Here is a 15,362-nt window from a genome sequence, read left to right on the forward strand (position 1 = left end):
TTATATCAACCATGTTGCTGGTAGGAGGAGTTAATACGTTGCGTGGAAATGGTTAAATTGTATCTAATTATTATCAGTTGTGGTGTATAGTCTCGCTCAGCATTTTTTAGGGGGCACCATGGCACAAATCAAGCAACTTTTCTCTAACAATGTGAAATGGTCGAAAACCATCAAGGAAGACAACCCTGCCTATTTTGCTGAGCTGGCCCAATCCCAACATCCCGAATACCTCTGGATAGGGTGTGCTGACAGCCGAGTACCGGCAGAGCGACTGACCGGCTTGGACTCTGGCGAGCTTTTCGTGCACCGAAACGTTGCCAACCAGGTGATCCACACCGACCTCAACTGCCTGTCAGTGGTGCAATACGCCGTTGACGTGCTCAAGGTAAAGCACATTATCATTTGTGGCCATTATCGCTGTGGTGGCGTACATGCTGCGATTGAAAATCAGGAGCTGGGGCTTATCAATAATTGGCTGCTGCATATCCGCGATCTCTACCGTAAGCATAAAAAATACCTGAGTTCACTGAGCCTGGAAGAACAAGGTAACCGACTGTGTGAGATCAACGTGGCAGAGCAGGTCTATAACCTGGGAAATTCGACGATACTGCGCTCAGCATGGGAGCGCGGGCAGGACGTTAAGGTCCACGGCTGGTTTTATGACATCAGTGATGGCGTACTGAAAGATTTGGGGATGACGGCGAACAACCTGCAAACGCTGGAAGCCGGGTATGAAGCGGCCATGGCCGAACTGGTTCCCAACTAATCTGCCATAACCGCGCAGATGCTTTAAATAGCCAAAAAGCGATCCGGAGATCGCTTTTTTCATGCTTTGCAGGAGAAATCAATCTTCCAGCGGAACCACTTTACCGATATACGGCAGATGGCGATACTTCTGCGCATAGTCGATACCAACACCGACGACAAACTCATCCGGGATCTTAAAACCATACCAATCCACATGGACATCGACTTCACGGCGTTCAGGCTTATCAAGCAGTGTGCAGATACGGATCGAGTTCGGCTCGCGAATAGACAGGATGTCACAGACTTTGCTCAGGGTATTGCCCGTGTCGATAATGTCTTCCACCAACAGCACATCTTTTCCTTTGATGTCGTCGTCCAGATCTTTCAGGATGCGTACATCGCGGCTGCTTTCCATTGCATTGCCGTAGCTGGATGCGGTCATAAAATCGACTGAGTGTGGGCGATCAATAGCACGCGCCAAGTCAGCCATAAAGACGAAAGAACCACGTAACAGGCCAACCAAGACCAGGTCCTGAGAATCTTTATAATGTTCAGTGATTTCAGCACCCAACGCTTTTACACGCTGCTGGACTTCCTGCTCTGAAATCATCACTTCTACGGTATGTTTCATTCTAACCCTCGACGGTTATCCGCCAGACTACCTGTGTAATGAGGTCGCACATTCTATCACTGCCCCCGTTTTGATCCTACTCGATACACGTCAAAATTTCGTCGACCAATTATGCATGGTCATTGTTAAGCAACTGGTTGCTGTTGTACACTCATCAAGCAGTTGTAAAGAAAGACCCTAATAGAAAGATTGCCATATTGAGGCAATTCTGTTTCGAAACAAGTTGGCAGGAACCAGGATGACTACATCAAATGGACGTACCAGAACCCGTTTGTCGCCTGAGCAGAGAAAAGAACAACTGCTCGGCTATGCGCTGGAAGTGTTTTCCAAACGCGGCATCGGGCGCGCAGGACATGCAGATATTGCCGATATAGCACAGGTCTCAGTCGCGACTGTGTTTAATTATTTTCCCACCCGTGAAGACCTCGTTGATGCAGTGCTAAAAGCCGCAGAAATCGAATTCCAGCAAATCATTACGCGCCATCTCTATCTGGGTAAAAACAATGTTCGTAATTCACTCTCTTTTGTTACCTCGGCATTGATTGACGCAGCACTGGCTGACGAAGAATGGTTAAAGGTATGGTACGAATGGAGCACGTCAATTCGTGAAGATATCTGGCCGAACTTCGTGGAAGGCAAGAATGTGGTGCTGGACCTGTATACGGCACTGTTTGCCCATAGCATTGAGGAAGGCGCGCTCCCTGAGCGCCGCTCTGCTACTGAACTGGCACGCCTTTTTGATGGTGTCTGCTACATTCTTTATCTGCAAACCCACCAGCAACCGGATAAAGACGCACTGATCCGCCAGGCCGATGGTTATATTGATATGTTATGCGGCCACTGAGGTAAACATTGCTCCGACCAAAAAAACCGGCTTCTGCCGGTTTTTTCGTACGTCGTGATTAGCTGGCTTCAAACAGCACCGGCGGATGCGGCCTGATATCGAGACGAACTTTGTCACCCATATCGAGCAACTGGTTGGAATAGACCATCAAACACTGGCCATTGACATCAACCAGGTAACGACAGTTGTCCCCCATAAACTGCACATCACTCACTACCCCGTTACCTGCTTCATCGGGGGTAATGGAAAGGTTCTGCGGCCTGATTAGCCACTCAAGTGCATCACCATTTGCAGCTTGCTCAACCGGCCACTCCCCCAGCGGTGTGTACATTTTCCGGTCACCGTTGACAGACACCGGCACATAAGAGCCATGCCCCAGGAAATCGGCGACAAAACGGCTGCTCGGCCGGTAGTAAAGCTCAGTTGCACTGCCGTATTGTTCAATCACGCCTTTGTTCATCACCGCGAGTTTATCTGCAAATGCAAACGCTTCTTCGCGGCTGTGGGTGACGAAGATTGCTGTGACGCCTTGCTCTTTAAAGATCTTGCGAATTTCTTTGATCAGGCTGTGGCGCACCTGGGTATCAATGTTAGAGAAAGGTTCATCTAACAATAGCAAGTCTGGTTTACTGGCGAGCGCACGGGCAATCGCGACACGTTGCTGCTGTCCACCAGAAAGCTGATGTGGATAACGTTTCCCCAAACCATCCAGTTTCACCAGTGCCAGCATTTCATTGACACGCGCCTTTATTGCGACCTTGTCCCAGCCTTTGAGACCAAAGGCCACATTTTCCGCCACGGTCAGGTGCGGGAATAAGGCGTAGTCCTGGAAAATCATGCCGATATTGCGCTGCTCAGGCGGCACACTTACCCCTTCCCCCACAATCTGACGGCAGTTAATTCTCACCTCACCGGCATCCAGTGGCAGCAGGCCCGCAATGGCTTTCAGTAAGGTGGTTTTGCCACAGCCACTCGCGCCCAGCAAGCAGACAATTTCACCTTTCTCAACGCGGAACGTGAGATCATTCAACACTGCCTGGCCGTTATATCGACAAATCAGGTTGTTGACGGTCAGTGCACAACTCATGAGTGGCTTTGCTCCAGAGAACGGTTAATCATGATCAGAGGTATCAGTCCCACCAGCACCAGCAGCACCGCAGGCAGTGCCGCGTATTCGAGGTGCTCGTCAGAGGCGTAGTTAAACACATAGGTCGCTAGGGTTTCGAAGTTGAAAGGACGCAACAGCAATGCCGCGTTGAGTTCTTTCATCGACTCGATAAACACCAGCAACATTGCAATCAGGCAACCACGGCGGATGAGTGGCAATTGCACACGCTGAATCATGCTTCGCGCGTTGCATCCCATGGTTCGGGCGGCCATATCCAATGACGGCGATACTTTGGCAAGGCTTGACTCTACACTGCCTATAGCAACTGCACTGAAACGTACCACAAAAGCCGTCAACATGGCGAACATAGTGCCAGAAAGAATCAAGCCAGGCCTACCCCACCCCATCGCGTTGGTCAGATCATTCATCATGTGGTCGGCACTGGTCAGGAAAATCAGTACACCAATGGCCAACACAGTTCCTGGTACCGCATAACCCATTGACGCCATACGGATAGGGACATTACTGGCTGCATTGCCAGCAAGACGCTTATAAAAATTCACCAGCAGTGCAATGATCAGGGCGAGCACTGCTGCAATCAATGATACATAAAGGCTGTTGACACTGTACTGGGCAAATTCTTCGATAGAACTGCTGGAATGGTAATCCCAGGCATAAATCAGCAACTGGCCAAGTGGTGCGGCAAAAGCAGTCATAAACAGCCCCCAGCACCACACCGTTGCGATCACTTTGTACTTGCCACGCAATGATGACTTGGTGATGGTGTCTGGCGAAACATTCTGGCTGAAAAGCTTTTGTTTGCGGCGGCTGTAACGTTCACTGCTGATCAGAAGGAAAATCACCACCAGCATGATGGCTGAAATTTTTGCTGCGGCATTAAGGTTGGAATACCCCAGCCAGGTGTCATACACCGCGGTTGTGAGGGTGCTGACCGCAAAATAACTGACCGTGCCATAATCCCCCAGCGATTCCATAGCCACCAGGGATGCGCCGACGGCAATCGCCGGGCGGGCAAGTGGCAGGGAGACCCGGAGAAAACTCTGTGTCGGCGTACAACCCAAGAGGCGCGCAGATTGTGTCAGCGTCAGGCTTTGTTCCATAAACGCCGCTCGGGCAAGCAGGTAAACGTAAGGATAAAGCACCAATGCCAGTACAAAACAGGCGCCGGGCAAGGTACGTAAATCAGGGAACCAGTACTGGGCAGCAGATGTCCAGCCGGTGAGGTCACGGAGAAGTAACTGAATGGGGCCAGCATAGTCGAACCAATCGGTATAAATATAACCGACAATATACCCCGGCATCGCCAGTGGCAGAACCAACGCCCACTGCAACCAGCGGTCACCAGGAATCGCGTAATTCGCCAACAACCAGGCTGACGGGATCCCCATCAGCAAGGCCAGTGATACCGTGCCTGTCACCAGAAGCGTGGTGTTGAGGGCATAGGTCCCCATCACCGTCGACACCAGATGACCAAAAACGTCATCGGACTCACCCAGCGCAGTATAAAAAATCGCCAAAATAGGCAAAACCAGCAGCAGGGAAAAAGCCCAACTACTGGTTTTCAAAAATCGGTTCTGTTCTAACATTGCCTACAACATTATGGCGTCAGAATACAGCAAAAGAGGGAAGCACCTTCCCCCTTAGCTATACAGGTTTTGTGACTTACAGATCAAACTTCACTTCGTCCAGAAGCTTCATTGCTTTCTCATGGTTCTCAGCAATGCGTTCCAAAGACAAGTCATCTGCACGGTACTCTCCCCAGGAAGCAACCAGTTCAGAGCTCGCTACGCCTGGCTTCACTGGATCTTCATAGTTCAGTTCCGCGTACATCTTCTGTGCCACATCTGACGTCAAAAACTCCATCAGTTTTTGTGCGTTTTCTTTGTTCGGTGCGTATTTCGCCATTGCCATGCCACTCACGTTTACGTGGGTACCATTCGCATTCTGGCCCGGATAGTTCAGGTAAACACTTTCAGCCCAGGGAACTTGCTTCTCATCTGCTAACATTTTGCCCAGATAGTAACTGTTACCTAGAGAAACGTCGCACAGACCTTCAGAAATAGCTTTCACTTGTGCGCGGTCGTTGCCTTGAGGCTTACGTGCCAGATTCGCTTTCACACCTTCCAGCCAAGCTTTCGCTTCTGCTTCACCGTGGTTGGCGATAACAGCAGAGATCAATGACACATTGTAGGGGTGTTTACCTGAACGAGTACAGATTTTTCCTTTAAATTCAGGCTTAGCCAGATCCATATAATCAAAGTCGTTACCCAGCTTACCAACACGATCGCGTGACGAGTACACACCACGGGCACGCAATGTCAGGGCAAACCAGCGATCATTACTGTCACGGAACTGGGCAGGAACGTTGCTTTCAATCACTTCACTGTCCAGGGCCTGAACCAAATCTTTGTTATCCAGTTCTTTCAGACGTGCGATATCAACCGTCAGCAAAACATCTGCTGGGCTGTATTCACCTTCCTGTTGCAGCTTTTCTGCCAACCCCTCTTTGGCAAACTTTACGTTTACCTTGATGCCCGTTTCTTTCGTAAATGCATCCAGCATCGGCTCAATCAGAAATGGCTGACGATAGGAGTAGACATTAACTTCTTCTGCAGCTTGCGCTACGCCAGTACCCATAACCCCAAGCATCAACGCAGATGCAGACAGCAACTTTTTCATATCCTTGACTTCCTAAAGCGCAAATTTAAATGATAACGTTTATCAATTAGATTAGTATACACATCATCCCTGTGTGCGCAATAGATTGTGCAAACAGCCTATCTAAAAAAGGGCCCTGCATCATAAAATGCAGGGCCCCGATACCAACAGTGACTGTTACCGCTTATCTCACACTGACAAATTCTGGGTAAGCATCAACACCACAGTCATGCGAATCCATGCCTTCAAGTTCTTCCTCTTCAGTGACACGGATACCCATTGTCGCTTTCAATAGCGCCCACACAGCAAGGCTCGCACCGAATACCCAGACGAAGATAACCGCCGCCCCGAAAATTTGTGCACCGAATGTCGCGTCGGCATTGCTGAAAGGAACAGCCAACAGACCAAACAGGCCGCAGGTGCCGTGCACCGAAATTGCACCTACAGGATCGTCAATTTTCAGTTTATCCAGACCAACAATACTGATCACTACCAGTGCCCCCGACAGACCACCGATAGTCAGAGCGGCAACCGGAGCCGGAGAAAGAGGGTCAGCGGTAATGGCAACAAGCCCTGCCAGCGCACCGTTCAAAACCATGGTCAAATCGGCTTTACCCCACGTTGCCTTACACACAGCCAGCGCTACAATGGCACCCGCTGCTGCCGCAGCGTTGGTGTTCAGGAAAATCTGTCCCACTGCTGTCGCGTTTTCAAAGTCAGACACCATCAGTTGTGAACCGCCGTTAAAACCAAACCAGCCGAACCACAGAATGAAGGTACCCAATGTTGCCAGTGGCAGGTTTGAACCAGGAATCGGATAGATTTGGCCATTCTTGCCATATTTTCCTTTCCGGGCACCAAGCAGGAGAACCCCAGCCAGTGCCGCTGCTGCGCCCGCCATGTGAACGATACCTGAGCCGGCAAAATCACTGAAACCCGCTTGTGACAGGAAACCGCCGCCCCACGTCCAGTAACCTTCCATAGGGTAGATAAACGCCGTCAGTACCACGGAAAATGCCAGGAAAGCCCACAACTTCATCCGCTCAGCCACCGCACCAGACACCACAGACATTGCCGTTGCAACAAAGACAACCTGGAAGAAAAAGTCTGATTCAAGAGAGTGATCCGCCCCTTCGCTTTGGGTGCCAATCAAGGCACCGAACGATGGCAGCCATCCACCTTCCGTGTTGTCGACATACATGATGTTGTAGCCCACCAGCAAATACGTCGTACAGGCAATGGCATATAGGCAGATGTTCTTGGTGAGAATTTCTGTGGTGTTTTTCGAGCGCACCAACCCGGCTTCCAGCATGGCAAAGCCTGCAGCCATCCACATCACCAGCGCACCTGACATTAAAAAGAAAAAGGTATCGAGCGCATAACGCAGCTCTGTCACAGTTGTTGTCAGTTCCATCTTTACTTCCTCCCCTAACCCTTAAATCGCTTCTGCATCCATCTCGCCGGTACGGATACGTACCGCTTGCTGGAGGTCATAAACAAAAATCTTTCCGTCACCAATTTTTCCGGTCTGCGCCGCCTTACTGATAGCGTCGATAATGTCATCCACATTTTCGCTATGTGCAGCAATTTCCAATTTTACTTTCGGCAGGAAGTCCACCTGGTATTCCGCACCACGATAGAGCTCTGTATGCCCTTTCTGACGGCCAAAACCTTTGACTTCCGTTACTGTCATCCCATCCACGCCGACTTCGGCCAATGCTTCACGCACATCATCGAGCTTGAAGGGTTTGATAATTGCGTTGATCAATTTCATTGCCGTCTCCTTGATCCTGATTTAATTTCGCTCTGGACAAGAAACAAACAAATGGTGTGCCAATTTTTATTTATATTTATATTCAGTAAGTTATATGAAATTTTAAAAATAACGCACTTATGCTGCACCATTTTGGTGCTCCACTTTCACCGTGATCAGGCAGAAAAGATCCTCTCCCAAACCATGCACTAAAAAGGGACATAGGAAATAAAAACAGGAAAAAGTGAAAGGTAAACCAACGGAGATCCTTTCCGTTAGATTTTAAAATAAGGGGATTAACGTCCGTAGCGACGGATAAAGTCTTGCCAGGCTTCAAGCACTGACAAAAGGTCTTCCGGACCACACAATGACACGCTCTCTTCCTCATAAGCGTGCAAATCCACATCCGGCATCTCTTCTTCGCCACCTTCCATGACACTGTTGGCCTGCACAAGCGCCTCTTCCTGTGTCAGTTGCAGGTGAAACACCTTACCGGGACGCAACCACTCGCCACCTTGCTGCATCACCCGGTTCAGGTTTTCCAGTACCTCATCAATGGCATCATGATCGGTTCCCAACTCATCCATCAGCCAGCGCCCCAGGGCTTCATGCCCCATAGAGAGCTCAGCATGAAAGCTGTCGTCTAAAGTATTACGTCGAAATTCGTAGTCCACAGGTACCCTCCGGTTATTGAGAGGTCATTGTTGATATTCTCTTTAAAGATGCAATGCGTTTTTTCACCCATACAGGTCACAAAATTGGCTTTCTGTTGGGCGTGTTGCTATTTGCGAAAAGTAACCTAGTGATCATCGTCGACACTCATTCGCACCTTATCCATGAAGATTACGCCAGACTTAGCCAATGCCATTGTCCAACGCGCGATAAAGATTATAAATAACGCGCTCAACGTGATGGATGAACAAGGTTATATCATTGCCTCAACAGATCACTCCCGGCTTCATCAGCGTCATGAAGGCGCCATTCTCGCCTTGTCGGAAAAACGGACTATTGAGATTACCGAAGAGATGCAACACAACATGTGGGGGGTAAAACCGGGGGTTAACCTGCCAATCTTTTTTAAGGAGCAGGCCATCGGTGTGGTTGGGATATCCGGAAAGCTGGAGGCTGTCAGGCAGTATGGTGAGCTGGTTCGCATGGCAGCGGAAATGACAGTAGAACATGCACATGAACTCGATCTGTTGCGATGGAGTGAAACCAGAAAAGAAGAGTTTGTTCTCCAATGGTTATACCATGAAACCCACGAAGATCACTTACGCTCGCTGGCTGGCAAGCTGAACGTGAATTTGGATACACCCTACGGTGTCGCCCTTTGCCAGCATCCTATTGATGTTGACCAGCGCACCCTCACCACGCAACTGACACCCATCCATCCTCACATCCTCAAAGCCAGTTGCAGTGGCGTGATCTTGGTGGTTTTAGTGCCGCTTCAAGGTAAAAAGCCGGAGACACTCAACCAGTACTGGGAAAAAAATATCCAGCGACTGTTAAAACAGCTCCCCGTTGCCAACCGGTGTCGGTGGGTGTTCAGTGATCCGGTCTCTGACATTGACGAAATACGCAATACTTTTTTCGGGCTGTGCTCTGTCCTCAATGGCTTGCAGGATAACATCCACCAGGCCAGGCTCTCGGATTACCCGCTTGCCGCGTTGCTAAACCCGGTGTCAGAGTCGTGGAAACTTAGGCAGATCAACAACATCCTCAGGCCCATCGAAGGAAAAAGCCCGGATCTGCTCACGACCTTGCGCGCCTGGTTCATTCACAACAGTGATATCGATAAAACGGCGTCATCTTTGTATGTTCATCCCAACACGGTGCGGTACCGCCTGAAGCAAATTGAGGAGTGTACCGGCCTGTCGCTGACAAATTTTCAGCAAAAAGGGCTGCTTTACGCAGCATTAACGATCAAACCGACATCACAATGGATTGTTGAAATAAACAAAAAATATAATCTAGAAGGGTGATATTTTGTAGATTAAAACATAGTTTTCATCAATATCAGTCTGGAAAATACACACGATAACAACATAACAAGATGTGACAACCCTACAAGGAGACTTACTCATGGAACTCGTTATCGTGTTATTGATAGCCATCGCCTTTGTGGTGCTATCAACATCCAAATTTAAGATTCACCCCTTTCTGGCACTGCTTGGCGCTGCCTTTCTAACCGCATTGCTCTCTGGCCTCCCACTGGAAAATATCGCCAAAACCATCAGCGGTGGTTTTGGTGGTATTCTCGGTTATATCGGCCTGGTGATCATGCTCGGAACCCTTATCGGCACCATTCTGGAGCGCTCCGGTGCTGCCATTACCATGGCGGATACCATCATCAAACTGCTGGGTGAACGCTTCCCCCGCCTGACCATGTCATTGATTGGTTATCTGGTTTCTATTCCGGTATTTTGCGACTCAGGGTATGTGATCCTCAATTCACTGAAGCGGGCGATGACCAAGCGTATGGGTGTCTCTGCCGTCGGTATGAGCGTCGCGCTGGCTACCGGTCTCTATGCCACACACACCTTTGTCCCACCGACTCCCGGACCGATCGCTGCCGCGGGTAACCTTGATCTCACCAACAATCTGGGCCTGGTCATTGGTCTTGGTTTGATTGTGGCCGCAGTAACAGCATTGGCAGGCTTACTCTGGGCAAACATTGCCTCATCACGTTATACGTGTGGCGAAGATGACGAAGTGGCAGAAAGCTACGAAGCACTTAAAGCCCGTTATGGCACACTGCCGACCGCAACCCAGGCTTTTTCACCCATATTGATCCCCATCCTTCTGATCTGCCTGGGCTCTATCGCTAACTATCCCAGCGCACCTCTTGGAGACGGCATACTGAAAACCGTTCTGGCCTTCTTTGGCGCACCGCTTAGTGCACTGGTTGTCGGCCTGTTTATTGCCCTGCCTTTGGTGAAAACCTCTGAGGAAAAACCGACCAAAGGGGAAGCCCTGACAGCACAGGTTGCTGATGCTATTTCAACCGCAGCCCCGATCCTTTTGATCACCGGTGCCGGCGGCGCATTTGGTGCGGTGCTTAAAGCAACCGGTGTTGGCCCACAACTTGGCGAGGCGTTATCAACACTGGGCATCGGCCTTTTCATGCCATTTATTGTGTCAGCGGCATTGAAGTCAGCACAGGGTTCATCAACCGTTGCTCTGGTTACCACCTCCGCACTGGTTGCCCCATTGCTTGGCGATCTTGGCCTTGCCTCTGAGATGGGACGGGTGTTGACCGTGTTAGCGATTGGTGCCGGTGCCATGACCGTTTCACACGCCAATGACAGTTTCTTCTGGGTCGTTACCCAGTTCAGCAAAATGTCTGTCAGCACAGCATACCGTGCGCAAACCGTTGCCACCCTGATTCAGGGGGTGACCGGTATTATCACGGTTTACATCCTTAGTTTGATACTTCTGTAATTTGCTTTTTGGAGCCCAAGAATGCACGTCGTGATTGCCCCCGACTCTTATAAAGAAAGCCTGAGTGCCGCAGAAGTCGCCCAGGCAATAGAAAATGGTTTTAAACACGTTTTTCCTTCCTGGCGCTATACCAAACTGCCCATGGCAGACGGCGGCGAAGGCACAGTACAGTCACTGGTTGATGCAACCGGTGGTCAGATCGTCACAATCAACGTCACCGGCCCGCTTGGTACCCCCGTTGAAAGCTTCTTTGGCCTTCTGGGTGATGGGGAAACGGCGGTGATTGAAATGGCCGCAGCGTCTGGCCTTCATCTGGTTCCCCCTTCGCAGCGCAACCCGCTGGTCACCACCAGCTTTGGAACCGGCGAGCTGATCAAGGCTGCGCTGGATAAAGGGGCCAGACACCTGATTGTCGGTATTGGCGGCAGTGCCACCAACGATGGCGGCGCCGGCATGGCGCAGGCATTGGGTGTCAAACTGCTGGATGCAGACGGCAATGATATCGGTTTAGGGGGCGGCGCGCTGAACAAACTGCATACCCTCGATTGCAGTGGGATGGACCCTCGCCTGTCCCAGATAAAGCTGGAAGTTGCCTGTGACGTCGATAACCCCCTTTGTGGTGAGCAAGGCGCATCGGCAGTTTTTGGCCCGCAAAAAGGGGCAACACCGGAAATGGTTCAAACTCTGGATGCCAATCTCTCGCACTATGCAGACATCATAAAATCCGTACTGGGCAGCGATGTAAAACACCGTGCCGGTGCAGGCGCGGCAGGTGGCATGGGGGCAGCCCTGATGGGTATTTTTAATGCTGACTTACGTCCGGGCATCGACATTGTCATGGATGCTGTGAATCTGTCAGAACAGCTGAAAGATGCTGATCTGGTGATCACCGGAGAAGGGCGAATCGACAGCCAGACTATTCACGGTAAAACCCCGATTGGCGTCGCCCGCTGCGCCAAGCAGTACAGGTTGCCGGTGATTGGGATAGCCGGGTGCCTGTCCAACGATGTGAGTGTGGTGCATGAGCACGGTATTGATGCGGTATTCAGCGTGGTGCCGCGTCCGTTAGCACTGACAGATGCCCTCAAAGAAGGTGCAGCCAATGTTGAAAACATGGCAGCAAACGTGGCGAGAACACTGGCACTGAGCCTGAATCTAGGACCTAGGACCTAGGACCCAGGACCCAGGACCCAGGACCCAGGACCCAGGACCCAGGACCCAGGACCCAGGACCCAGGACCCAGGACCCAGGACCCAGGACCCAGTATCCCAAAAACCAAGAAAGCCTCCTACCGGAGGCTTTCTTTTATCTCAAAGATTGAGATTTAGCGCAGTATTAAACCGCTGTCTGGATAATCACTTCGTCCGCTTTCTTGGTGTATTGATCCATGCGGTGGAAGTTCAGGTAACGGTAAGTATCTGCTGCCGTCGCATCGATTTGCTTGGCGTATTCCAGATACTCTTCCACCGTAGGGATACGGCCCAGAATCGCACCGACTGATGCCAGTTCAGCTGAAGACAAATAAACGTTCGCACCGGTACCCAGACGGTTCGGGAAGTTACGGGTCGAGGTCGACAGTACGGTTGCCTTGTCAGCAACACGCGCCTGGTTACCCATACACAGTGAACATCCCGGGGTTTCGATACGGACACCGGCACGACCGAAGATACCGTAGTAGCCTTCTTCGGTCAGTTGGTCACGGTCCATCTTGGTTGGCGGAGCCACCCAAAGACGCGTAGACAGCGTGCCACCGAATTTATCCAGCAGTTTACCTGCAGCGCGGAAGTGACCGATGTTAGTCATACAAGAACCGATGAAGACTTCGTCGACCTTGTCACCCGCTACTTCTGACAGCAAACGCGCATCGTCCGGGTCGTTTGGCGCACACAGGATTGGCTCTTTGATGTCTGCCAAATCGATTTCGATCACTTCTGCGTATTCTGCATCTGCATCGGCTTCCATCAATTCTGGGTTTGCCAGCCAGGCTTCCATCGCGCTGATACGGCGCTCGATGGTGCGGCGGTCGCCATAACCTTCGCTGATCATCCACTTCAGCATCACGATGTTCGATTCCAGATACTCGGCCACGGACTCTTGCGACAGTTTCACCGTACAACCCGCCGCGGAACGCTCTGCCGAGGCATCTGACAACTCAAAGGCCTGTTCAACGGTCAGGTGCTCAACACCTTCAATTTCCAGCACACGGCCAGAGAATGCATTGATCTTACCGGCTTTCTCAACGGTTAGCAGACCTTGCTTGATGGCATAGTATGGGATCGCATGGACCAAATCGCGCAGGGTGATGCCCGGCTGCATTTTGCCTTTGAAGCGCACCAGAATCGACTCCGGCATATCCAGAGGCATCACGCCGGTTGCTGCAGCAAACGCCACCAGACCAGAGCCTGCAGGGAATGAGATGCCCAGCGGGAAACGGGTGTGTGAGTCACCGCCGGTACCGACAGTGTCTGGCAGCAGCATGCGGTTCAGCCATGAGTGGATAACACCATCGCCCGGACGCAGAGACACACCGCCACGGTTCATGATGAAATCAGGCAGGGTGTGGTGGGTGACCACATCTACTGGCTTGGGATAGGCAGAGGTGTGACAGAAAGACTGCATGGTCAGGTCAGCGGAAAAGCCCAGACAAGCCAGGTCTTTCAGTTCATCACGGGTCATAGGACCTGTGGTGTCCTGAGAACCGACGGTGGTCATCTTAGGTTCGCAGTACGTACCGGGACGGATACCTTCCACGCCACACGCTTTACCAACCATCTTCTGTGCCAGGGTAAAACCTTTGCCAGAGTCAGCCACAGGCTGTGGACGACGGAAGACGTCAGAGGGTTCCAAGCCCAGCGCTTCACGTGCACGGTCAGTCAGGGCCACGGCCGATGATCAGAGGAATACGGCCACCGGCACGGACTTCATCATACAGTACGTCGGTTTTCAGCTTGAAGGTCGACAGCACTTCGTCAGTATCGTGGTTGCGCACTTCACCTTTGAATGGGTAAACGTCAATCACATCACCCATGTTGAGCTTGGAAACGTCCAGCTCGATGGGCAGCGCGCCTGCATCTTCCATGGTGTTGAAGAAGATGGGGGCAATCTTGCCGCCCAGGCAGAAACCGCCTGCGCGTTTGTTCGGTACGTGAGGGATGTCATCACCCATAAACCACAGCACAGAGTTGGTTGCAGACTTACGGGAAGAACCGGTACCGACAACATCACCCACATACGCCAGCTGGTGGCCTTTCTCTTTCAGTGCTTCAATTTGTTTGATGGGGCCGACAACGCCTGCCTGATCAGGATTGATGCCTTCACGTTCATTCTTCAGCATCGCCAAGGCGTGCAAAGGGATGTCTGGACGTGACCAGGCATCCGGTGCCGGCGACAGATCATCAGTATTGGTTTCACCGGTGACTTTGAATACTGTCAGGGTCACTTTTTCAGGCACATCCGGCTTAGACAGGAACCACTCCGCTTCAGCCCAGGAAGTCATCACCTGTTTGGCAAACTCGTTACCCGCTTTCGCTTTTTCTTCTACATCATAGAAAGCATCGAACATCAGCAATGTGTGGGAAAGAGCTTTCGCTGCTATCGGAGCCAGTGTGTCATCATCAAGTAACGTCACCAACGGCTCAATGTTGTAACCACCCTGCATGGTACCCAGCAGTTCAACAGCGCGCGCTTTGGTCACCAGCGGTGAGCTCGCTTCACCTTTGGCGACAGCTGCCAAAAAGCCTGCTTTCACGTAGGCCGCTTCATCTACGCCAGGTGGAATGCGGTTTTCCAACAGATCGATAAGAGTGCTTTCTTCACCAGCAGGTGGGTTCTTGAGCAATTCAATAAGGGCGGCGGTTTGTTCCGCATCGAGTGGTTTAGGGACGATGCCCTGAGCAGCACGTTCTTCGACGTGTTTACGGTAGGCTTCAAGCACGACGTTTTCCTCATATTGCGGTCTGGCCGTCACGGCCAGACATCCTTGGAATTAAGCTCGGCTAGCAGGCACCGGGTGAAATGTAGGAGGTCACTATCTTTCTGTGGTGCCCTGCATAACGAAGCTGGCATGGTATCACTATTTAACCAAATTTTAAATTCCAGCCACGGAATGAAACATTTGATTTATCAGTAAGAACGGCGCAAATCGCACCATTCCCTGTAT

General features: G+C 51.1%; 12 protein-coding genes and 1 pseudogene. 5 read left to right on the top strand and 8 right to left on the bottom strand.

From position 1 onward, the window contains the following. Positions 1–118 precede the first annotated feature (118 nt). On the top strand, positions 119–766 hold the full coding sequence (gene can, locus VHA_RS04010; protein WP_005502074.1) for a carbonate dehydratase: 648 nt from the start codon (positions 119–121) through the stop codon (positions 764–766). Positions 767–844: 78 nt separating this feature from the next. Here the strand turns inward: can and hpt are convergent, their stop codons facing one another. Next, complete coding sequence (gene hpt / locus VHA_RS04015) at positions 845–1,378, bottom strand: hypoxanthine phosphoribosyltransferase (RefSeq protein ID WP_005502076.1); 534 nt, start codon at positions 1,376–1,378, stop codon at positions 845–847. A gap of 238 nt (positions 1,379–1,616) precedes the next feature. On the opposite strand from hpt, the gene VHA_RS04020 reads away from it, so the two are divergent. Beyond that, positions 1,617–2,222, top strand: a complete 606-nt coding sequence (locus VHA_RS04020) for a TetR/AcrR family transcriptional regulator (RefSeq protein ID WP_005502077.1) — start codon at positions 1,617–1,619, stop codon at positions 2,220–2,222. A 58-nt stretch (positions 2,223–2,280) separates the two neighbouring features. Here VHA_RS04020 and VHA_RS04025 read toward each other — a convergent pair whose 3' ends face one another. The 6 genes from VHA_RS04025 to VHA_RS04050 form a co-directional block, all read right to left on the bottom strand. Continuing rightward, a complete protein-coding gene (locus tag VHA_RS04025; protein ID WP_005502079.1) occupies positions 2,281–3,309 on the bottom strand; it encodes an ABC transporter ATP-binding protein in 1,029 nt (342 codons plus the stop codon). Continuing rightward, positions 3,306–4,937 carry an ABC transporter permease gene (locus VHA_RS04030; RefSeq protein ID WP_040528173.1) on the bottom strand — a complete coding sequence of 544 codons (1,632 nt, stop codon included), beginning with the start codon at positions 4,935–4,937 and terminating at the stop codon, positions 3,306–3,308. The genes VHA_RS04025 and VHA_RS04030 overlap by 4 nt, the downstream gene beginning before the upstream one ends. A gap of 76 nt (positions 4,938–5,013) precedes the next feature. Further along, the gene (locus VHA_RS04035) at positions 5,014–6,030 is read right to left on the bottom strand and encodes a Fe(3+) ABC transporter substrate-binding protein (RefSeq protein WP_040528175.1); all 1,017 of its coding nucleotides are present in this window, start codon (positions 6,028–6,030) and stop codon (positions 5,014–5,016) included. A 163-nt stretch (positions 6,031–6,193) separates the two neighbouring features. Next, positions 6,194–7,423: an ammonium transporter gene (locus tag VHA_RS04040; RefSeq protein WP_005502083.1), complete on the bottom strand. Its 1,230-nt coding sequence runs from the start codon at positions 7,421–7,423 to the stop codon at positions 6,194–6,196. Between the two features lie 21 nt (positions 7,424–7,444). Then, complete coding sequence (gene glnK / locus VHA_RS04045; RefSeq protein ID WP_005502084.1) at positions 7,445–7,783, bottom strand: P-II family nitrogen regulator; 339 nt, start codon at positions 7,781–7,783, stop codon at positions 7,445–7,447. Between the two features lie 275 nt (positions 7,784–8,058). After that, complete coding sequence (locus VHA_RS04050) at positions 8,059–8,436, bottom strand: YacL family protein (RefSeq protein ID WP_040528176.1); 378 nt, start codon at positions 8,434–8,436, stop codon at positions 8,059–8,061. A gap of 162 nt (positions 8,437–8,598) precedes the next feature. On the opposite strand from VHA_RS04050, the gene VHA_RS04055 reads away from it, so the two are divergent. The 3 genes from VHA_RS04055 to VHA_RS04065 all read left to right on the top strand — a co-directional run bounded on the left by VHA_RS04055 (position 8,599) and on the right by VHA_RS04065 (position 12,376). Further along, positions 8,599–9,744, top strand: coding sequence for a CdaR family transcriptional regulator (locus VHA_RS04055; RefSeq protein ID WP_081455989.1), 1,146 nt, complete (start codon positions 8,599–8,601; stop codon positions 9,742–9,744). Between the two features lie 100 nt (positions 9,745–9,844). After that, positions 9,845–11,203: a GntP family permease gene (locus VHA_RS04060; RefSeq protein WP_005502088.1), complete on the top strand. Its 1,359-nt coding sequence runs from the start codon at positions 9,845–9,847 to the stop codon at positions 11,201–11,203. 21 nt (positions 11,204–11,224) lie between these two features. Further along, positions 11,225–12,376 carry a glycerate kinase gene (locus VHA_RS04065; protein ID WP_005502089.1) on the top strand — a complete coding sequence of 384 codons (1,152 nt, stop codon included), beginning with the start codon at positions 11,225–11,227 and terminating at the stop codon, positions 12,374–12,376. 162 nt (positions 12,377–12,538) lie between these two features. Here VHA_RS04065 and acnB read toward each other — a convergent pair. Beyond that, positions 12,539–15,137, bottom strand: a pseudogene (acnB, locus tag VHA_RS04070) (bifunctional aconitate hydratase 2/2-methylisocitrate dehydratase). Positions 15,138–15,362 lie beyond the last annotated feature (225 nt).

The sequence above is a fragment of the Grimontia hollisae CIP 101886 genome (genome assembly GCF_000176515.1).
Lineage (GTDB): Bacteria > Pseudomonadota > Gammaproteobacteria > Enterobacterales > Vibrionaceae > Enterovibrio > Enterovibrio hollisae.